A 21,104-nucleotide genomic window follows, 5' to 3' on the forward strand; every position below is an offset into this window, starting at 1 on the left:
GTCCGGGTTTGTGTTCATCTCCCAAGGGGAAATATGCTGAATATTTTGTACTTGCCGCTCCAGAAGAACAATCCGAATAAATACTGCGAAAACATGGAGGACATTCTTTCCGATTTCGGAAGCGTAAGCGACTTTACCGTAAAGAAAGGATTACGAAATCTCGTTGCAGGAAATAGGACCAAGGCGGACATCATATTTCTGAACTGGATCGAAAACGAAATAGTGACCAAGAGCGGGTCGCTATCCGTTTACCGGTTCGCCAAGTCGGTCGTGAAGCTGAACCTCTGCAAGCTGTTCGCCAGGAAACTCGTCTACGTTCGTCACAACCGCTTCCCGCACAACACCTGCGTAAAGCACAAGAAAGTGGCCGCACGCGCCGCTGATTTTCTGGAAAGTTTTTGTGACGCATCGGTTGTTCATTCGATGCCGGAGACTCGCGGGTCCCGCATGTATGTGCCCCATCCGCTTTATAAAGTGGAAGCCTCAACCGACACGGCCGACGATCCGTTGCCCGGTTATTTCGTCTGCTTCGGCCGCATCATGCGGTACAAGCATTTCGAAACGCTGGTCGAACATTTTCCGCGCAATCGCCGTTTGCTCATCATTGGCACGTGCGACGATCCCGAGTACGTCAAGGAGTTGAATGCGCTGTCGGCGGGGAATGTCGTTATCCGCGACGAGTACTTTACCGAGCAGGATGCGCAGCATCTGATCCTTGGCAGCGAAGGCGTGATCATCTGCCACGCGGAAGAGAACGTCATTGTCAGCGGCACATTCTTCTACGCGGTGAGCCTGGGCGTCAGAGTGCTTGCGATTGAAACGGGCTTTTTGAATTGGGCAAGACAGGAGTTGGGTGACGACCTGGTGATGCTGCATTCGAGCATTCCCGATCTCGCACGCTCCTTGCCGACCACCCCGAGACCTAAGGCCGAGGCCGCAACGGACCCGCGCGTTCAGGGCCTTTTCGGCGACCGTATCATCAAGGAGGCGCTCTCGAATGTGTTCGAGAAAGTAGGCGTGCGCTAAGTCGATCGACTTAGTCGACGCGCTAAGTCAAATAAAGCAAAGCGGGAAGGGCGGCGTTGTCCGCCGCAACCCAATCCAAAAGCCCTGGTTTCTCCGGGCCTTACTTTTTCCTGGCAGGTTTCGCCTTAGGCTTCGACACCGGAAGGCGTGCTCGCTCATCCTCCAGCAAGCGCAATACATCGTCCAGGAAAATGCCGACGAACGGCAAAGCCGTTGCGTGCTGGCGTTGCAAATCCTCAAGCGCGGTCTTTAGCGCTTCGAAATTCTCCACGCTGTTTAACGGATATCGCCCAAAGAGCGGGATCACGCGCGCCAGTGCAAACACGACCACGTTAGATTCGTCCTCGCCCTCGCCGATAGGCGGTGGTTGAATCAGCGTCGTCTTCTTTTTCTCAGTCATGGTTATCCCGGTGGCGCCAAGCGTTGCGGGACTCGCGTAACGAATCCCGTCGGGTAACACGGATTTTTTTATTGGGCTAGACGCGCCGCGCGGGCGAACCGCATAGAGCATTCAGCGATTCGCCAGGGGCTTAAAGCATCAGGCCGGTTCGGTCGCGCGCATACGCGGCAGAAGCCGGTCGAACTCGCGTCTCACGAGACCGTAGCACTCGCACGCGCGGGCTTCGAGGCCCTCTCGATCGAGCACCTTGATGCAGCCACGGCTGTGATAGATGAGGCCGGCGGAATGAAGCTGGCCGGCGGCTTCGGTGACCCCTTCGCGACGCACCCCGAGCATGTCGGCGATCAGTTGCTGGGTGACCAGAAGCTCGTTGGAAGACGTACGGTCGATGTCGATCAGCAACCAGCGGCAAAGCTGCTTGCTAAGCGAATGATGTCGATTGCAGGCGGCGGTTTGCGCGACCTGCGTGAGGAGGGCTTGCATATACAGCAGCATCAGGCGGCGCAGAACATCGGAGCGCCGGAAATGCTCGCGCAGCGTTTGCGCGCTCATCCGGTAAGCGGTGCCCGGACATTGCACCTGCACGCGCGTCGGCATGGTTTCGCCGCCGGTCAGGATCGGTACGCCGGTCATGCCTTCACGGCCGACGGCTGCAATCTCCACCGAGCTGCCGTCTTCCATCGTGTGCAGCAGCGAGATGATCGCGGTGGCGGGAAAGTAGACGTGATGAATACGCTGACCTGAATCGCAGAGTAGTTGCTCGGTGCGCAACTGAACGAGTTCGAGATCAGGGGTAAGTGCCTGCCATTCGCTGGCCGGTAGCGCGCCCAGCAAATGATTACCGTGCAGGTCGGATTGAAGGATCAACATGATTTGTGCTCTCGCAATGTCGCGCCATGTTTCAGCGCTCTTATTTACCAACGCGGGCGTTTCGGGGAGGCGCCGGCGCCCAGGCGCCCTGCATGTCCTCGAAATGCGCAAATAGATCCACTTCACCTTTGCCGCTCATTCGAGCAGCCCGTCGATGCGGCGCTTAAGTACTCGCATACTCGCGCCCGATGCATCGTCCGCCGGTGTCGATATCCTCGGATTACGATTCCGCCTTGAGGCCCGGATCCCATTGCGGGCCTCAAGGTGACAATCCAGTTCCTCCTTTAGCAAATAAGGGCGTTCGTTCTGAAACGGCCGGCTAACGGCGCAACTGGCGTACTGATGGGTATTGATTGCGTGCTAGCCGACACGCCCGTATTTGTCATCGAAGCGAACGATGTCGTCTTCGCCGAGGTACGAGCCTGACTGCACCTCGATAATTTCGAGCGGTACCTTGCCCGGATTTTCCAGCCGGTGCTTCACACCGAGCGGGATGTAAGTCGATTCGTTTTCGCTAAGCAGGAACGTTTCGTCGCCGCGCGTGACGAGCGCCGTGCCGCTCACCACGATCCAGTGTTCGGCGCGATGGTGATGAAGCTGCAAGGAGAGGCGCGCGCCTTCACGCACGACAATGCGTTTGACCTGGAAGCGCTCGCCCTTATCGATCGAGTCGTAGCAGCCCCACGGCCGCTGAACCTTGCGATGGGCATCGGCTTCGGTACCGCGTGATTCCGTGATGCGGCTCACCAGGCTCTTGACGTCCTGCACGCTCGAGCGGTCGACGACGAGCACCGCGTCGGCCGTCTCGATCACCGCGAGGTTGGTCACGCCGAGACACGCGATGAGACGTCCTTCGCTGTGTCCGTAACACGACGTCGCGCCTTCGAACACGACGCGTCCGCGTGCGACGTTGCCGTCTTCGTCCTTATCGAGCGCATCCCACACCGCATCCCACGAACCGAGATCGGACCAGGCGGCGTCGAGCGGCACGACCACGCCCGGCGTTTCCTTGTCCTGGGCGAGATGTTCCATGACGGCGTAATCGATCGAGTCGGACGGAATGGCTTCGAACGCTTCCGGGTCCGGAATGAAGCACGCGCCGTCGTCTCGTCCCTGCGCGAATGCCGCGGCGCAGGCCGAATACATGGCCGGCTGCAGACGATAAAGCGTCTTGAGCCACACGCTTGCGCGCACGACGAAGAGGCCGCTGTTCCACAAGTAATTGCCGGAAGCCACATATTGCTCGGCCACCTCGGCCGCGGGCTTCTCGACGAAGCGGTCGATCTCGCGCGCACCGTCGGTCATGGCCGGGCCGAGCTTGATATAACCGAAGCCGGTGTCCGCGCGCGTCGGCACTACGCCGAGCGTGACGAGGGCACCGCGCTCCGCATGACGCGCAGCTTGTATCACTGCGTGCTGGAACGCGTCGCGGTCGCGGATCAAGTGGTCGGCGGGCATCACGACAAGTACCGAGTCGGGGCCTTCCGCCGCCGCGAGCAAGGCGGCCATCGTCAGCGCGGGCGCCGTGTTTTTACCGCTAGGCTCGGCGATCATACGCGCGCCGCTGCCGACTTCCTCAAGCTGCTGCGCGGTCATGAAACGGTGCTCTGCGCCGCAAACGACGATCGGCGAGAAATTCTTCGCACGACTCTCGGGCAAGCCCGTGAGGCGCTGCACGGTCGTTTGCAGCAACGAGCCGGGGCCAAGCACATCGACAAGCTGCTTGGGATAATGCTTGCGCGAGATCGGCCACAGACGCGTGCCTGAGCCGCCCGCGAGGACTACGGGGCAGAGCGGGATCGTCGGGGCGCTGGGCGCAACGTCGATACGATCGAGAACTGCTGAATCATTGAGTGCATCAGGAATGCTCATTTCTGACTCCAATACGTGTCGCGGGCTGAGGACGCGGATCTCGTACAAAACGAGCCGTATGGCGAATAGCAACCAGGTTCTTTTCGACTGCTGGAAGCGCGGACCCGGAGCGGGGCGCGTCCACTTTGTCAGGTCGAATAACGGGAGTGATGCAAAACGATAAGAAATCGGAACACCCGAGTAGTGCGGAGTGTTGCTGCGATGAAGCATATCCATCTAAAACTGCGTAAAAACCCGAAGGGCCGAAAGTCTCGAACTCTTGGCCGAAAAGTGTGAGGCCTTAAATTCACGTTCCGCGATATGAAACGGCATTTCGGTAAAATTTGGTTCCACGCTCGAATGAATCGGGCAATATTGGCTGATAAAGATTAATGGTTACGTTTTGATACGTTTGGTTGCTGAGTTACAAATTGACGGCAATACCGAAGTTCCGGCATCCTTTGTACGCAAGGCTTTGACGGATATTCGAGGCTTCACACCCTTGTAATTAAAGTGTGGGGTTGGAAATAAATATATCTGTCAATAATTGCAGGAAATGAAAATGATTCCATTAGGGTTCAAGTGTGACGAAATGTAATTCGCCTATCCTTAATATGTATACGAATAGGTGGTTTCGACATTTAACCAATGCGGTCTACGACAAGAGTTCGTCATTATCCGCCAGTACTTTTCTCATTCGCCGTCATCGTCTTTAGGATGCAATGCAACACACATACGAATACGTGCACGGGAGGGACACTCGATGAATCAGCCGACCGGCTATGCGCGATCGGACAGCGTTCGACCCGTTTCCGCCGTGCCCCGCACCAGGCACATCGGACTGCTGCTGTTCGACGGATGTTGTCTGCCTAATGCAGGGCTGATTAGCGACGCATTTCGTCTCGCCAACGAGCTTGAGGCGACGGCGAGCGGCGAGACCGCTTATCAGCTTTCGCTGCTGTCGAGCAGCGGCGGCAACATTTCGACGTCGTCGGCAATCTCCATCTGGACGCATCATTTGCAGGAATATGCCGTTCGCGATTTCGATGCGCTCTTCGTTGCGTGCAGCGAAAGCGAAGCGATGGCGGGCCGCGACGTTCACTTGCTATCGTGGCTGTTCGGGCCGGGCTGCGTGGTGTATGACGGACACCGGCACGCCGAGAGCGTGCTGCTCGATCCGGCGCGCGTGCATCGGCCGGCCGTGCCGGTCTACTGGTTCAGGGACGCGCCCGCCGCCGAACAAGTCGGTATGCAGACGCCTTCGGGTCTCGCGATCGCGAAAATCGAAGCCGACCTCGGTACGCAGATTGCTCGCCGTGTGTCGCGTGAGTTGCACGCGAGCACGCCGGTTCGCGCCGAGCTTCGTGCAGACGATTTCAACGTCACGACTACCATCGACAAGATTCACGAGTCGGCGCGGTGGATGAAAGAGAATTTTGGGCGTGCTATCACGATTGCCGACGCCGCCGAAGTGGCCGCGATGAGCAACCGCAATTATTTACGGCGGTTCAAGGCGGAATTTGGCGTGACGCCGCAGGAATACCTGATGCACACGCGCTTCGAATTGATTTGCCGGCTGCTCGTCGAAAGCGATCTTCCTGTCGACAAGATCGCGCGGCGCTGCGGCATGGGTAACGGCGACAGGTTAGGGCGTTTGTTTCGCCGACGCCATGGCATGTCGCCCACCGAGTATCGCGCGAATGGTCTGGTTCGTCCGCACCATCGCGGTTCCATGCATGCGATGGCGCAGGTCTGAGCCCGCTCGGTTCAACGATGCGGAGAACGCCGTTATGAAATATCCACACGTCGAAAGCTACAAAGGATTTCAGATCGTCGTCGAGGTGTATTCGATTGGCGAAAGTGAGGTACGCGTAGCACGCGAAACGATCGAGCGATACGGCGGACGCGTGCCGACACCATTCCCGCTCGAAGGCGTGAAGGGTTTGACGTTTGCATCCGAAGAAGAGGCTTGCGCATCGGCTTCGGCGCATGCGAAGGAGTGGATCGACCGGTTGCTGGGTCAGAAGCAGCGGGCCAGGCAATAGAGGTCGATCGATGAGGGCATGGAATGTGCGCGCCTCGGTGCGGCCCGCGCACAGGCTGTCTCGCGCCTTCTGCTGCGATGGCGCTGCTAAGTAATCCGTTCATTCATGCACTTGTAGTTGCAAGTCGATTAACGATATGTGATCTGGCGCACAGAGTCGGACATTGTGCGGAAATACCCTTAGTATGAAAGCGATCATCGGCTGCTCGTCTTATGGTCGTCGAGGCTTCCTGTTTGCCCGTACCCTCGGTCGCGCCTTGTGCGCGGGTTGCGAAAGCGACCTGTCAGTTTTGTCGCGCGGGTGCTGATCCGCGAAAGGGATAGCCACCCATCAACCTTCTCTTCGGCCGAATCTCCGGACCCGCAGCCACAAGCCGCGACACCCGAGATTCGATTCGTCAATCGATCCTGTTTGGAGAGTTCCGTATGAAAGCATCGCAAGCTGCGCTTGAGCACATCCGCAAGTCCATCAACACCGCCGACGCATTGCGGATGAAGTCGTCCGCGGTTCTCGTCGCGGACCTGAAGGTCTTGCTTAACATGGCTGAGAGCGCGATTCAGGATCAGTCCGTCGTGCTTGAAGGACGTCCCGCAAACGAACCGGTCACGCGCGAATGAGATTCGAATCCCCTTGCGGGAAGCGTGTTGTTAGCTCATTGAACCGGCAGTGCGATGCGGAGGTGTCATGGCGTTTGTAGTCAACGGAAAATATACGTCGCAACGACTCACCGGTGTCCAGCGGCTAGCTTACGAGCTGTCGCGTGCGATGCAGGGGCGGGATATTCCCGTTGATGAACTGGAGGTCGTGGTGCCGCCGAATGCGGCGACACTCGAACCTCCGATCGACCGCAAGCGCGTCGCGCCGCGATTCACGGGCAACCTGTGGGAGCAATTGACACTGCCGCTTGCCACCCGCGGCAAAACGCTCGTGAGCTTTTGCAATACCGCGCCGCTGCTCAAGCGCGACCAGGTCGTGATGATTCACGACATGGCCGTGCACGATGTGCCGCACGCGTTCTCGAAGAAATTCGTGCTGTGGTACCGCGTCATGTTTGCCATCCTGGCGCGCCAGGGCGTGTCCATCCTGACCGTGTCGGAGTTTTCGAAGGGCCGCATCTGCCATCACCTGGGCGTCGATGAATCGCGCGTTTCGGTGATCTATCCGGGTGCCGATCACTTCGAGCGCATCGTGAGCGATCCTTCGATCGTGACGCGGCTCAAGTTGAAGAAGGACGCCTACTGCGTGATCGTCGGCTCGCTCGATCCGCGCAAGAATCTCGAGCGCGTGCTCGCTGCCATCGAAAAGCTCGATCATTTGCCGGACGTGAAATTCGTAGTCGTGGGCGGGTCCTATCCGCGTGTCTTCGCCTCGATGAAGCTTGAGACGGCGACGAAATCGGAGCGCGTAATCTGGGCCGGCTTCGTCAGCGATAACGAACTGAAGGGCTTGTACGCGGACGCCGCATGTCTCGTTTTTCCCTCGCTTTATGAGGGTTTCGGCATGCCGCCTTGTGAGGCGATGTATTGCGGCTGCCCGGTGCTCGTCTCGAACGAGGCGTCGATTCCCGAGGTGTGCGGCGACGCTGCGATGTACTGCGACGCGCATTCCGTGGACGATATCGCGACCAAGCTCGGTGTGATGCTGAGTGACCCCGCGCTTCGGCAGCATCACCGTGAACTCGGCCTGCGCCACGTGCAACGTTATCGGTGGGAGCGTTCGGCCACGAATGTGCTGGAGGCTCTTTATGGCGAAGCACATGGTCGCGCAGCGGGTCTGACCGTGAATTCATCGGCCGGATAAGTCCGCACGGTACGAAGGTTTGATAAGGGCCGACGGCAGACTCGGATCATGGAGTCGCGTCGGCCCGGATGATTTCTGGCAACCGGACACGGTGCCTTTGTAGTAGCCCTATTCCGCTGCGTCTTACCCGCCTCCGCGCCAGCCGCGCGAATTCGGGCGGACGCGAATCGATCCATGACGTCGGGCATTCTGCCGGCATCCACTTTCCCAGACCCCGTGAAGATACTGATCGCAAATACTTTGTATTACCCGGACATGGTCGGCGGAGCCGAGGTCTCGACGCGTATTCTCGCCGAAGGACTCGTTGCCGCGGGCCACGAAGTGAGTGTCGTTTGCGCGACCGGCACCGGCATCGACCGGGTGAGCGAGCTCAATGGCGTGAAGATCCATCATCTGCGCTTTGCGAATCTCTACTGGCCGCATCAGCCGAAGAAACGCTCGAAGGTGGCGCGGCTCGTGTGGCACGCGATCGACGTGCATAACGTCATCATGGCGCGCAAGCTCAAGAAGCTGATGGACGAGGAAAAGTACGACGTCATCAATACGAACAACCTGTCGTGTCTTTCGATCGGCATGTGGCGCATGGCGAACGATTCCGGCGTGCCGGTCGTCCACACCATGCGCGATTACTACCTGATGTGCCCGACATCGACGATGTATACACACGACAAGGCTTGCGAGCGCCAATGCAATCTTTGCGCTGTGTATGCAGGCCCTAAGCGGGTCGAATCGGCGCGGGTGGACGTCGCGGTGGGCGTAAGCCAGTTCGTCTTGCAGAAGCATGTGGACAACGGCTTTTTCCCGCGCGCGGCGCAGACGGTCATCAGCAATTGCTATGTGCCGCTCAAGGACGCAACGCCGGCGGTGAGGACGCCTCGCAAGAGCGGCGATCCGGTGCAACTCGGCATCCTTGGTCGCGTCTCGCCCGAGAAGGGCATCGAGCTCGTGCTGGACCAACTGCTGAAAGACACGACCTTCGATTTCGATTGGACGCTTTCGATCGGCGGCAAAGGCGACGCGGCCTATCTCGCGAATCTCAAGGCTAAGTACGACGACCCGCGCGTAAAATTTCTCGGACACGTTGTCGCTTCGCAATTTCTGGACAGCATCGACATTCTCGTCGTTCCGTCGATCTGGAACGAGCCGTTTGGCCGCGTGACGGTAGAGGCGTATTCGCACGGCGTGCCGGTGGTCGGCGCGAACACTGGCGGCATCCCGGAAGTGCTCGAGCCGGAGTCGGCGCTGGTTTTCGATATCAAGCAACCGCATACGGTAATCGGCAAAATACGCGATGCGGTCGAGATGCTGAAGAACGCGACAGTGCACGACCGGTTGCTCCGCCACGCCCAGACCTACAATCCCGATGCGATGGTCGGGGCTTATCTCGACGTATTCGATAGCGCGCTCGCCAAGCAGAACGCGCTTAACAAGAAGGCAAGCTAAGGCTTGCTTGACAGACCGGCTTGCCAGGCTGGCTTGCTGAACGAAAGAAGGGCCGGGATTTCCCCGGCCCTTCTTTCGTTTCAGTTCAGCTATAAGTCGGGCGTGGCGCCTATTCCGCGACGCGCCGCTTGAGGAATGGCACGCCTTGCATATAAAGCGTGGTCGCCATGGCGACCGCGACTGTCGCTTGCACGATCAGCACCGTGGCGGCCGCGCCCTGTTCCGCGAAGAGGTGCGCGAGTACGGCGAGCAGGCTGAAGTTGAGCGCTGCGGAGCCTAGCAGAACTCGGCTGAATTGCGCCTTCATACCAAGCGGCAACATGGTCTGAACACCGAAGATATCGGTCAAGCCGTTCATGAGCGGCACGAACGCCATCCAGCGGAGCACGTCCACCGTGGGCTCGAATTTCGGCCCGTAGAGCAGATGAACCACATAAGGCGCGACGACGAACACGGTGACCGAAATGACCGCCACCGCGCTGCCCTGTAGCGCGAGCATGCGGCGCAAGAACGCGAAGGCGTCGTCGCGGGCGTGGTGCATCAGATAGCTGACGCGCGGATAAGCGGCAGTCTTGAGCGGGCTCAGCATGCCGAGGGCCGCGCGAATCAGTTTGTCGCCGGCGGCGAAGTAACCGGCGGCCACGTTACCGGAGATCAGCGCAAGCAATACGATGTTCGTCGATGCATAGACTTCGGTCAGCGCGGTTGCCATGAACACGCTCCAGCCGTCCTTCAAGGCCGCGACGATCGCGCTCACGGGCGTCCGGACGAAATCGAGCTGACGGCTTCGGTACAGGTGGATGAAGATCGCGATGCCGGAGAGCATCGGTACAAGCGTATTGACGGCCATGGCCCAGTAGATGTCCTTCGGCGAACGCACCAGCAGAAACATCGCGGGCACGCTCAGTACGCGGCCCGTGAACACGATCGTGCTAATGATGCGAAGATCCTCGATGCCCTGGAAATACCAGGTCGGAATCAGCATCGCGCCGATCGCCATGCCAAAGCCGAGCAGCAGGAGATCGCGATCCTCGGCGAGCCTCGGAAAGATGAACGTCAGCGACACCAGGATGATCAGCCCGGCGAATGTGAGCGTCGCTTGCGATAACACCGTCTCCCAGAAAATGCGGGAACGCTCCGCGCGATTGGCGCGGTTGATGGATATCTTCGGTGTGGCGGTCAGGCCGAACCCGTAGTTCGTGAACACGACGAAGTAGTTCGCGAAGGCCATCGCGAAGGCGAGCCGGCCATAGCCGCCCGGCGACAAGATGCGGGTGAGAAGCGGCAAGGTCAACAGCGGCGCTGCATAAGTCGACACTTGCAGCAACATCAAAATTGCAAAGTTCTTTTTGAATGAAGCCATTAATCGGTCATCCTGGCTTGAGTAATCACTCGAAAAACGCGGACGCGTCATTCGCGTACGGGTCGAGCAAGTAAGGTGGACAATCGAAGCCGCACAAAGTGCCTGGCCCGGCGCCGCCGGCACCGGGGACATCGCTAGGATAAATGCATCAAAAATCGGCCAGTGCGGGTTTGCGGCCGCCGTCAAGGCGTGAGCAGTCGCAAATCCGGCTGGTCCCCAATGCGCTTCGCACAGTCGCCGCAAACGGCCGGCAGGCGGGTCTTTCGCGGCAAGCACTTAGGGTTTGCGCTAGAACTTGAGCGGCCTCGGTATTAAACATATCCAGTTCGAATGGGTCCGTGCGCTGGCCCACGTTTTGCAGTTCGCCGTTGCAGTACATCGAAATCCGATGTACTGCCATAGTCTGAACGTCCCACGCATCAACTGCGTGAAAGGTATTGGCATATCGTGCCGGTTGCGTTACGTTAGCGGCGTGCAATGCGAAAAAGCTTCCGGACGGACGGAATCGCACTGAATGCCTACTCAAAAAATCTTCAGTCTCTAAGCGTTTATCCACTTGCGCTTCTGCGTCGGATGTCGAAGTGTGCGCTAGCGCACTAAGATCAATTCTTTTCCCGCCGACCATGATTCGTCCGTTCCGCACTTCCGGGATGTTGCTCCGACCCACCATCTTCCTAAGTGAGAAACATGTGAAAGTTGCCATTGTCCACGATTGGCTAGTGGTTTCCGGCGGCGCCGAGAAAGTTCTTCAGCACATCATCGATTGTTTTCCGCGCGCCGATATCTTTACCATCGTTGATTTTCTCGAAGACCGCGCTTGCCTCAGAAACCGCCCGGTCCAGCCGTCGTTCATTCAGAAACTGCCTTTCGCGCGCAAGCGCTATCGGGCTTATCTGCCGCTGATGCCGCTCGCAATCGAACAGCTCGACCTGTCCGGTTACGATCTCATCATCTCGAGTTCTTATGCAGTGGCGAAGGGCGTGCTCGTCGGCCCGGACCAGTTGCATATCAGCTACGTGCATTCGCCGATCCGCTATGCATGGGATCTGCAGCATCAGTATTTGAAAGAATCCGGTCTGGCTTCGGGATTCAAGTCGATCCTCGCGCGCGTTCTGCTGCATTACATTCGCGGCTGGGACGCGCGCTCGGCGAACGGGGTCGATTATCTGATCGCGAATTCGCAGTTCATTTCGCGGCGGATCAAGAAGGCGTATCAGCGTGAATCGACGGTGATTTATCCGCCGGTCGATGTGCGCGGCTTGTCCGTCGGCACGAAGAAGGACGATTTCTATTTCACGGCTTCGCGAATGGTGCCGTACAAGCGAATCGACCTGATCGTAAAAGCGTTCTCCCGAACGCCCGAACGCCGGCTGGTCGTGATCGGCGACGGACCGGAGATGCGCAAGATCAAGGCGTCTGCGGGCCCCAATGTCGAGATCATGGGTTACCAGTCGTTCGAAGTGCTGCGCGACCATCTGCAGCGCGCTCGCGCCTTCGTCTTCGCGGGCGAAGAGGACTTCGGCATCTCGATCGTCGAGGCGCAGGCTTGCGGCACGCCGGTGATCGCATTCGGCAAGGGCGGCGCTCTGGAGACCGTGGTCGGCTTGCCGAAGGAACGGCCCACGGGCGTGTTCTTCCGCGATCAGACGGAAGAGTCGCTGCTCGAAGCTGTCGAGCGTTTCGAACGTCATTCGCGGCTCTTCGATCCGAAGTTCTGCCGCGAGAACGCCGAGCGTTTTTCGACGGAGAACTTCAAGGCGTCGATCAGCACGTTCATCGAGCTGAAGCTCGCGCAGTTCCGTTCGGAAGGCCCGATGGGACAACCGTCGCGTACCGAGCCGTCGACCACGGTGGGAACGCCCGCGACGGTGGACGCTGCCATCGAAGAACGGCGCGCGGTGCTGAGAGCGCAATAAGAAGCGCTGGACGCTCAGAAAGACAAAAGCACTCGAAGCAGAATAGGCTTCGAGTGCTTTTTTACGCCTTGTTTTAGCGGTTAATTCGATTTATCAGAGGAGGCTGGACACTTCGGCCGCGACCCGCGCACGGAGCACGGGCGTATGCACGTCGATCAAATATTGAAACGGCGCGCGGTGGCCGTAAGCGAGCATCGAGACGAGCATCAGGCCGAATGCGGCACCGACAGGTCGAAGCGGCTTGATGTCGGCGCGCGCACAGGCGTGCAGAAACCAAGCAGCAACCACGGCGCCGACGACCCATCCCGAGATGACCTCGGACACCGAATGCGAGTGATCGTGAACGCGTGCGAGACCCGTTGCCGCGCCGACCATCAGACCGCCCAGGATGCCCGCTCGTTCGAGGTACGGCCATCTGCGGGTCAGCAGGGCGAACACGACGGTCCAGACGGCCGTGGCGAGCATCGTATGGCCGCTGATGACGCGGAAGTCGATCGAAGCGATGCCGACGTGCCAGCCTGCATAAAGAATCTTCGTTGCACCGACGAGTGACATGCCGGCCGCGAGCGTGAGCGCCCAGCGCAGCGCCAGCCGCCAGTGCGACATCGCGAGCCACGCGGCGCACGTGAGGGCAATCGGAAGCGTGAAGGCAGCGTCGCCGATGTTGGTCAGCAAACGATGCAGATGCGGAAGTAGTGTCGTCATAGGATCCATCAAAGCAAAACGCGCGCCGCGACACCCTGAGGTATCGCGGCGCGCGTGGGCTGGATCGACCCGTTACGCAGGCGTTACGTCCACGCTGCGACGGCCGATGGCGTCATAGGTAAAGCCGAGCTCGGCCATGTTCTCCGGATCGTAGAGATTGCGGCCGTCGAAAATAGACGGTACGCGCATGGCCGAATGAAGGCGCGTGAAGTCCGGGCTCTTGAATGCCTTCCACTCGGTCACGATCACGAGCCCATCCGCTGCTGCGATGGCGTCGTACTGATGCGAGCAAAAGAGGAGCCGCGACTTGAGCGCGGGATGGTCTTCCAGATCCATCGCGAAGACGCGCTGCGCTTCTTCAGACGAAACCGGATCGTACGCGCGGATCGATGCGCCACGTTTCAGCAGCGCCATGATGAGCGGCCGGCTCGGTGCTTCGCGCATGTCGTCGGTATTCGGTTTGAACGCAAGGCCCCAGATCGCGAAGGTCTTGCCGGTGAGATCGTTGCCGAAGCGAGCGGTGATCTTCTCGACGAGCACGCTCTTTTGCGTGTCGTTGACCGATTCCACCGCGTTCAGGATGCGCAGATCCTGCCCGCGCTCCTGCGCCGTGCGCATCAGCGCGCGGACATCTTTCGGGAAGCACGAGCCGCCGTATCCGCAGCCCGCGTACAGGAAGTGATAACCGATCCGCGGGTCGGAACCGATGCCGCGACGCACGGCTTCGATGTCCGCGCCCACGACATCGGCGAGGTTCGCGAGCTCGTTCATGAACGAGATACGCGTGGCGAGCATCGCGTTAGCCGCGTACTTGGTGAACTCGGCGGAGCGCACGTCCATGTACATCGTGCGTTCGTGGTTGCGGTTGAACGGCGCGTAAAGACGCGTCATCACTTCGCGGGCACGCAGGCCGTCCGCGTCCTCGGCACAGCCGAGCACGATGCGGTCCGGACGCATGAAGTCGTCCACTGCCGCGCCTTCCTTCAGGAATTCCGGGTTCGACACGACGGAGAAACCATGCGATACGCCGCGATGGCCCAGCGCTTCGCGAACCGTTGCCTGCACGCGATCGGCCGTGCCAACCGGCACCGTCGACTTGTCGACGATCACCTTGAAGCCGTTCGCAAACTTGCCGATATTGCGCGCGGCAGCCAGCACGTATTGAAGATCGGCGGAACCGTCTTCGTCCGGCGGCGTGCCGACCGCGATGAATTGCACCTCGCCATGCTCGACCGCTGCTTCGACATCGGTCGAGAACTGAATGCGGCCCGCCGCGCGATTTCGTTCGATGACTTCCTTGAGCCCTGGCTCATGGATCGGAATGCCACCGCTGTTGAGGATGTCGATTTTCTTGGCGTCGACGTCGAGACAGAACACGCTGTTGCCGATTTCGGCAAGACAGGCGCCCGTAACAAGACCCACGTAGCCGGTACCGATAATAGTGACTTTCATACGCCCCGCTTTTTTGAAAAAGTTGAGAGGTGGCCGGTAGATGACTCGCCGCCGCAGTTTTTCGCACCGGGCATGGAACAGCGTGTCCGGTTGAGCGAAGTTTCGTTTGAGACTGAAGCGCTTCGACCTGTTTGACGAACATGGCCTTGCGCTGGCGACGTATGCCGGCTTATGCGGCATACCCGGGTGATGCCTGAGAACTTCAGATGTCGCGCGCCGGAGCGGTCACTGCTGATCCACTGACGCGCAAGGGGTTAGGCAACCTGAGGCACATCGTATCCCGGCAAATTTCAAGTCTTTTGTGGGCCAGACCACGAAAGTGGGGAATTATCCGATGGTCAAGAGGGACGTTGTGGGCTAGCAACGAACTTGTGCATTTTTTGGCACGTTCGATGCTAGCTTCTTTCGACAAACCATTGTGGGCTTTTCGCCCTTGGCTCCCGGCGGTTGTTGCTCAAGCGCTCGAGTAAAAACTTACTTTGCAACAGAAGGAACTACTTGCTGTTTCGCTAGACGAATGCGCCCTAGCGCGCGATGGCCCCTGACGCGACTCTGCGGCCGCTGTGCGATGAACAAAGCAAATGCGGCCTCATTGAACGGCTTTAGTTCATCCATCACGGAGGAGAAAAAGATGAATTGCACCGCTGTGCGGCCGATAGGACCGCCACTCGACGACTGGTTTTCCGAAGCCGTCAACTTTCGTTTTGAAGTAGACGGCGTGCTGCATCTTGGTCTGGTCGATTACGAATCGCTTGAGGAGCGCTTCGGCACCGAGGGCGCAGATGGTCCGATGTGCGCCTTCATCCTTCATGCCGATACGATCAAGGATGCAGCCGCCGTCAAGGTCGTGAACGGAGAGCCCGATCCGATCCGGCTTGCCGCCGTCGACCTCTAATTTGCGCATTAGAACGGCCGAGCGAATCTAAGCGAAACGCGAGTGAATCGGCGTGCGCGCCGTGTCGCCCGGACTTATAATTTTGTTGATTCTGGCTAGTACGTATTGAGCGAGGTTCACGGGCACCGCGTTCGAATGCTCCGTTAGAAAAGGGCTTTTTCGGTTCAAGCAGGCGAGCCATGCGTCGTCATCGGAAGTTCTCTGAACGTGCGCCAGGTCCCGGCGGGCCTGAGAATCCGTCGCTTAAATTTCCTGTTGCGGACCTGACCCAGGCGCCAGTCGAATCATCAGACAAACGGGACACCAATAACAACGACATGCCGCTGCGCGATCCCGCTCACTTTTTACCATCCTTCGTTTGGCACGCGTCACCCGACGGTCGCATCCGTTACGTGAACCCGTGGACGTCCAGTTATCTCGGCATGAGTCCCGAGCAGCTGGTGGATCAGCACTGGAAAGCTTTTGTCCATGCGGACGATTTCTCGTCGGTCGTGGCCGCGTGGCGCGCGCTGGTCGAAGGCGAGCGGCTGCAACGTGTCGATGCACGGCTGTGCCGCGCCGACGGCGAGTTGCGCTGGCACACGCTTCATTTGCAATCCGTGCTCGATGCAAACGGCAAGGTGGACACGACCGTCGGCGTCGCGATCGACATTCATGACTGCAAGCGCGCGTGGGAACTGTATGGCGCAAGCGAGCGCCGGTTGCAGGCGGCCTTCGAAGGCGCGCGGCTCGGCGCGTGGGAATGGGACATGGAGTCCGGCGTCGTTCGAATGACCTCGCAACTCGTCAAGATCTACGGTTTCCCGGCGGATACCGAGGCCGTCACGCTGGCCGAGTTGTGGGCGCGCGTGCCCGCCGATCATCAGGCGCACTTTCACGCCGAACTCGCGGAAAAGCTGCGCGACCGGCGACCCTTCGAGATCGACTATCCGATCGACGTCGCGGGTCCCGCGCCAGCGCGTCTCTGGTTGCGCATGCGAGGCGACCCGGAGTTCGACCGCCACGGCACGCTCAGACGCGCGCATGGCGTGACCTTCGACATCAGCGAACAGCGCGAGAGCGACGAACGTCTGAGCCTTAGCGAGCGGCGTTATCGCGCGTTGGTGGAATCGACGGATGCGCTCGTCTGGTCCGCGTCGCCGCAGGGCGGGGTCCATGTCGATCCAGCCCAATGGGAGCGATTTACCGGACTGCAACTGCCGGACGAGCTTGAGACCGGCTGGCTCGAAGCGGTGCATCCGGACGATCGCGCGACCGCGCAAAACACATGGCTTCATGCGCTTTCGCAGCGATTGGCGGAGACGGAATTCTTCCGCATGCGTCGCCCTGACGGCATTTACCGGATGGTGAGCGCGCAAGCCGTGCCGCTCTACGGCACCGACGGAAGCCTGCAGGAATGGTTCGGCACCACGACCGACGTGCATAGTCAGCACGAGGCGCGCGCCGCGATCGAGGAGCGCAATCTGCGCCTGACCGTTGCGATGCAGGCCGCGAAAATGACCATCGTTTCGCTCGATCTCGCCAACTGGTCGATTGCGCTCGAAGGTGATCTCACGCGCGAGTCGAATGCGCAATACGCGGGGAACGTACCGCCCGTTCGTGAGATGCACACGTACCAGGCCGCGATGGCGCGGGTTCATCCAGACGATTCCGACAAGCTCGACCAGTACATCCGGCAACTCGCGAACGGCGGCGAACCGGGTCCGCATTTCGAGTTTCGCATCAGCCACGAAAGCGGCGAGCGCTGGATGGAAGGCAGCGCCTTGCTTCAACGCAGGGAGGACGGCAAGCCGTTGCGAATTATCGGCAGTCTCATCAACATCACCGAACGCAAGAACATGGAGTTGATGCTGCGCGAGACGGACAAGCGCAAGGACGAATTCCTTGCCATGCTCGCGCACGAGTTGCGCAATCCGCTCGCGCCGCTTCGGACCGCCATCGCGCTTCTGCAAAAGGCTTCAGTGGCGGACCCGCATGTGATCGACCTCGTCGATCTGATGCAGCGGCAGGTCGAACACATGACGCGCATCGTCGACGATCTGCTTGAGGTATCGCGCATCACGCAAGGGCGGATCACGCTCAAGCAAGAGGAGATTCTCGTCGGCAGCGCGGTGTACGGCGCGGTGGAGGCGATAGCGTCGATGGTGGAAGCCCGCGCGCAGCAGATCGAGGTGGACGTGCCGGAAGCCACGACGTGGGTGTTAGGCGACCCCACGCGGCTCTCGCAGATTCTCGTCAACATCCTCAACAACGCAAGCAAGTACACGCCGGAAGGCGGGCGTATCGCCATTCGCGTGCGAGCCGATGGCGAGTTCGTTTCGATCGTGATCGAAGACACCGGAACCGGCATCTCAGCCGATTTGCTGCCCAACGTATTCGAACTATTCTCGCAAGGCGACCGGACGCTCGACCGCTCGAACGGCGGGCTCGGCATCGGTCTGTCGCTCGTGCGGAAACTGGTCGAAATGCATGCGGGCACGATTACGGTGGAGAGTCCCGGCCCCGGCTGCGGGACCACGGTGACGGTGCGGCTGCCGCGACTCCATCACCACGAGCGGCACTTTCCGAGCGTGCCGGTGGTGTCGAAGATTCATGAGGCGAGCGACAAGCGGCGCATTCTCATTGTCGACGACAATCGCGATGCCGCCGATTCGCTTGCCATGTTGTGCGAGACCGATGCGCACGAAACGTGCGTAGCGTATGCGTCGGCGGAGGCACTCGAATGCGCGCAGACGTTCCGGCCCGATGTCGCTTTGCTCGATATCGGCTTGCCCGACATCGACGGCTACGAACTCGCGACACGTCTTCGCCACAAGGGCGAAACGCATCCGGTGCTGATCGCGATTACGGGTTACGGGCAAGCGGACGACCGCTTGCGCGCACAGACCGCGGGCTTCGATTATCACTTCGTGAAGCCGGTCGATGTCGAGAAGCTTCTGAGCCTGCTCGCCTCACTGCCGAACCCCGCCTGAGCGCGTCGCCAGCATTCCCAGCACGCGATTCACGATGGCTTCGATGCCGAACGGCTTGGTGATCATCTGCATGCCGTGCTCGAGAAAGCCGGTCGCGGACGACGCCAGTTCGGCATACCCCGTCATGAACAACACGTGCAGATCGGGCCGGCTGAGCCGTCCCGCGTCGGCAATCTGACGGCCGTTCATGCCGGGCAGGCCGACGTCGGTCACGAGCAGATCGATGTGCGTGTCCGATTGCAGGACGGCGAGTCCCGAAGGTCCATCGACTGCCTGGAGCACTTGATAACCGGCGTCCTCGAATAGATCGACGAGCAGTTGGCGCACGCTCACGTCGTCTTCCACCACGAGAATGGTTTCGCCCAGACCCGCGCGGATATCGGCGTGCGTCCTGATCGGTTTGCGGGCCGTTTCGGCCGGTGCGTCGCTCTCGGGCAAATAGAGGCGCACCGTCGTGCCGTGCGCGAGCTGGCTCGAAATGGTGGCGAATCCGCCTGACTGGCCGGCGAATCCGTACACCATCGACAACCCAAGCCCCGTGCCCTGACCAAGTGGCTTCGTCGTGAAGAAGGGCTCGAAGGCCTGGCTGATGACGTCCGCCGGCATGCCGGTGCCGGTATCCGTCACCGCGACGCAGATGTACGGGCCCGCTTCCACGCCGCGATGATTCGAGGCCTGCCGCGCGTCGATCGCGATGCGCGATGTTGCGATGCTGAGCGTCCCGCCTTCGGGCATCGCATCGCGCGCGTTGATCGAGAGATTGAGGAGGGCGCTTTCGAGCTGGTTCGCGTCGCATTGCGTTCGGCACGGTTCGCTGTCGAGCGCGAGTTCGACGCGAATCCGCTCACCCGTCGTTCGTCGCAGCAAGTCGTTGAGCGATGCGACCAGCGCGTTCACCTCGACCGGTTTCGGATCGAGTGGTTGTCGGCGCGAGAACGCAAGCAGGCGATGCGTGAGCGCCGCCGCGCGCTGCGCCGACGCCATCGCCATGTCGAAGTAGCGGTCGAGCCCATCCGTTCGGTTCAGCGAGACGAGCCGGTGCGAAAGTTCGAGCGGCCCGATGATCCCCTGAAGCAGATTGTTGAAGTCGTGCGCGAGGCCGCCGGTCAGTTGCCCGACGGCTTCCATCTTCTGGCTCTGCCGCAACTGTTCTTCGAGCAGCCGCTGCTTCGTCATGTCGACACCCACGCCGGTGCGGCGAACGGGCGTACCGAGAGCATCGAAGTAAGTGTGGCCGCGCGACAAGACCCAGCGCGTGGACCCGTCCGGATGACGAATGCGGTACTCGAGTTCGAGGTCGCCGCTTCGCACGAGGCCGCCCGCCATCGTCGTGCGCAATCCGGCCAGATCGTCCGGATGTACGTTCGCGAGAAACGCTTCACGCTTGATTCCCTGCGCCGCTATCGCCGCGTCGATGCCGTAGACATCGGAGATGGCCGCGTCGCAGAAGAACAGATCGCTCGCGACCTCATAGGTCCACACGCCGACCCCGCTCACCGCCGAGAGCGCGAGCCGCGCGAAATCCATCGAGTCGCGCAATGCGGTTTCGCGCGCGCGATCGTCCGTCACATCGCGTGCGACGCAATACATGCGGCCTTCGAAGGGCACCGCCGTCCAGCTAAGAAGCCGGTAATCGCCGCGCGTCGTGCGCAGTCTGTTTTCGAAGGCGAGCGTGGTGTGTCCGTTCGACAGACGCACGATCTCTTCGCGCGTTTTTTCGTGATCGTCGGGGTGCTCGATCCACGCCGATGTCGCACCGACAATTTCTTCCGCAGGCCAGCCGAGCACGCGCGTCCACGCCGGATTCGCGCTGAGGAGCACGCCGTGTTCATCGGCGACCGCCAGCATGTCGCGGCTCATTTCCCAGATCCGGTCGCGTTCGCGAGTGCGCGCTTCTACCTGCTGTTCCAGCGAAGCCGCGAGATCGCGAAGATCGCGCTCGGCCCCGAGCGGGTCGCCCGGTTTAACAATCGCAGGTGCCGGTTCGGCGCCGCGAGCGCGATGCAAGAGCGCAAGCTGCTCGCGCAAGCTCGCGTTTTCGGCGATAAGTGCAGCTTCACGCAGGGAGATTTTGCTGTCGTCAGCGGGCATCGATATGGAGGTTACAACGGTATGGTCGGCGCGCGCTCAATTCGACGCGCGGGTATGCGTGAACTCGCGAAGTCGAGAATACGGACAGTGCAGAGCAGGTGCGTCAGCGATTTTCGCATATCCGTGCGATTGCCGAGCGTGCGCCGCCGACCGTTGCGTGCCGGCATTAATGGCGCGCTGCAAAAACAGGCTGCCTGAAAAATGCGCGGGCCGTATTGGTTTTGGTTTTTCCGCGAAGGCGGTGCTTTCGCGGGGAAATTCACCTAATCGACGCT

Annotated in this window: 17 protein-coding genes; 10 read left to right on the top strand and 7 right to left on the bottom strand. The window is 60.1% G+C overall.

Annotated features, from left to right (window positions below):
• Positions 1-33 precede the first annotated feature (33 nt).
• The gene (locus AC3D25_RS08230) at positions 34-1,026 is read left to right on the top strand and encodes a hypothetical protein (protein ID WP_488887929.1); all 993 of its coding nucleotides are present in this window, start codon (positions 34-36) and stop codon (positions 1,024-1,026) included.
• A 100-nt stretch (positions 1,027-1,126) separates the two neighbouring features.
• Here AC3D25_RS08230 and AC3D25_RS08235 read toward each other — a convergent pair whose 3' ends face one another.
• The 3 genes from AC3D25_RS08235 to AC3D25_RS08245 form a co-directional block, all read right to left on the bottom strand.
• Complete coding sequence (locus AC3D25_RS08235) at positions 1,127-1,537, bottom strand: hypothetical protein (protein WP_488887930.1); 411 nt, start codon at positions 1,535-1,537, stop codon at positions 1,127-1,129.
• 27 nt (positions 1,538-1,564) lie between these two features.
• Complete coding sequence (locus AC3D25_RS08240) at positions 1,565-2,296, bottom strand: Crp/Fnr family transcriptional regulator (RefSeq protein WP_488887931.1); 732 nt, start codon at positions 2,294-2,296, stop codon at positions 1,565-1,567.
• A gap of 360 nt (positions 2,297-2,656) precedes the next feature.
• Positions 2,657-4,168, bottom strand: a complete 1,512-nt coding sequence (locus tag AC3D25_RS08245; RefSeq protein ID WP_488887932.1) for a mannose-1-phosphate guanylyltransferase/mannose-6-phosphate isomerase — start codon at positions 4,166-4,168, stop codon at positions 2,657-2,659.
• 742 nt (positions 4,169-4,910) lie between these two features.
• Between AC3D25_RS08245 and AC3D25_RS08250 the strand changes: the two genes are divergently transcribed.
• From AC3D25_RS08250 to AC3D25_RS08270, 5 genes are all read left to right on the top strand, one after another.
• Positions 4,911-5,903, top strand: coding sequence for a helix-turn-helix domain-containing protein (locus tag AC3D25_RS08250; RefSeq protein ID WP_488887933.1), 993 nt, complete (start codon positions 4,911-4,913; stop codon positions 5,901-5,903).
• 34 nt (positions 5,904-5,937) lie between these two features.
• Positions 5,938-6,192 carry a hypothetical protein gene (locus tag AC3D25_RS08255; RefSeq protein WP_488887934.1) on the top strand — a complete coding sequence of 85 codons (255 nt, stop codon included), beginning with the start codon at positions 5,938-5,940 and terminating at the stop codon, positions 6,190-6,192.
• A gap of 425 nt (positions 6,193-6,617) precedes the next feature.
• A complete protein-coding gene (locus tag AC3D25_RS08260) occupies positions 6,618-6,809 on the top strand; it encodes a hypothetical protein (protein ID WP_488887935.1) in 192 nt (63 codons plus the stop codon).
• Between the two features lie 67 nt (positions 6,810-6,876).
• The gene (locus AC3D25_RS08265; protein ID WP_488887936.1) at positions 6,877-7,992 is read left to right on the top strand and encodes a glycosyltransferase family 4 protein; all 1,116 of its coding nucleotides are present in this window, start codon (positions 6,877-6,879) and stop codon (positions 7,990-7,992) included.
• Between the two features lie 174 nt (positions 7,993-8,166).
• Positions 8,167-9,435, top strand: coding sequence for a glycosyltransferase (locus tag AC3D25_RS08270; protein ID WP_488887937.1), 1,269 nt, complete (start codon positions 8,167-8,169; stop codon positions 9,433-9,435).
• A gap of 109 nt (positions 9,436-9,544) precedes the next feature.
• Here the strand turns inward: AC3D25_RS08270 and AC3D25_RS08275 are convergent, their stop codons facing one another.
• Positions 9,545-10,798 carry a flippase gene (locus AC3D25_RS08275; RefSeq protein ID WP_488887938.1) on the bottom strand — a complete coding sequence of 418 codons (1,254 nt, stop codon included), beginning with the start codon at positions 10,796-10,798 and terminating at the stop codon, positions 9,545-9,547.
• A gap of 689 nt (positions 10,799-11,487) precedes the next feature.
• On the opposite strand from AC3D25_RS08275, the gene AC3D25_RS08280 reads away from it, so the two are divergent.
• Positions 11,488-12,714 (top strand): glycosyltransferase family 4 protein, encoded by a 1,227-nt coding sequence (locus AC3D25_RS08280; protein ID WP_488887939.1) that lies wholly within the window; start codon positions 11,488-11,490, stop codon positions 12,712-12,714.
• 93 nt (positions 12,715-12,807) lie between these two features.
• Here the strand turns inward: AC3D25_RS08280 and AC3D25_RS08285 are convergent, their stop codons facing one another.
• Together AC3D25_RS08285 and AC3D25_RS08290 are read right to left on the bottom strand one after the other, a co-directional pair.
• A complete protein-coding gene (locus AC3D25_RS08285; RefSeq protein WP_488887940.1) occupies positions 12,808-13,419 on the bottom strand; it encodes a phosphatase PAP2 family protein in 612 nt (203 codons plus the stop codon).
• Between the two features lie 72 nt (positions 13,420-13,491).
• The gene (locus tag AC3D25_RS08290) at positions 13,492-14,871 is read right to left on the bottom strand and encodes a UDP-glucose dehydrogenase family protein (protein ID WP_488887941.1); all 1,380 of its coding nucleotides are present in this window, start codon (positions 14,869-14,871) and stop codon (positions 13,492-13,494) included.
• A 568-nt stretch (positions 14,872-15,439) separates the two neighbouring features.
• Between AC3D25_RS08290 and AC3D25_RS08295 the strand changes: the two genes are divergently transcribed.
• Together AC3D25_RS08295 and AC3D25_RS08300 are read left to right on the top strand one after the other, a co-directional pair.
• Positions 15,440-15,766, top strand: a complete 327-nt coding sequence (locus AC3D25_RS08295) for a hypothetical protein (protein WP_488887942.1) — start codon at positions 15,440-15,442, stop codon at positions 15,764-15,766.
• 317 nt (positions 15,767-16,083) lie between these two features.
• On the top strand, positions 16,084-18,738 hold the full coding sequence (locus AC3D25_RS08300; protein WP_488887943.1) for a PAS domain-containing hybrid sensor histidine kinase/response regulator: 2,655 nt from the start codon (positions 16,084-16,086) through the stop codon (positions 18,736-18,738).
• Here the strand turns inward: AC3D25_RS08300 and AC3D25_RS08305 are convergent.
• A complete protein-coding gene (locus AC3D25_RS08305; RefSeq protein ID WP_488887944.1) occupies positions 18,718-20,598 on the bottom strand; it encodes a hybrid sensor histidine kinase/response regulator in 1,881 nt (626 codons plus the stop codon). The two genes, AC3D25_RS08300 and AC3D25_RS08305, sit on opposite strands and share 21 nt — an antisense overlap.
• Between AC3D25_RS08305 and AC3D25_RS08310 the strand changes: the two genes are divergently transcribed.
• Positions 20,563-21,027: a hypothetical protein gene (locus AC3D25_RS08310; protein ID WP_488887945.1), complete on the top strand. Its 465-nt coding sequence runs from the start codon at positions 20,563-20,565 to the stop codon at positions 21,025-21,027. The two genes, AC3D25_RS08305 and AC3D25_RS08310, sit on opposite strands and share 36 nt — an antisense overlap.
• The last annotated feature ends 77 nt before the right edge of the window (positions 21,028-21,104 follow it).

This window comes from Caballeronia sp. SL1002 (assembly GCF_057814995.1).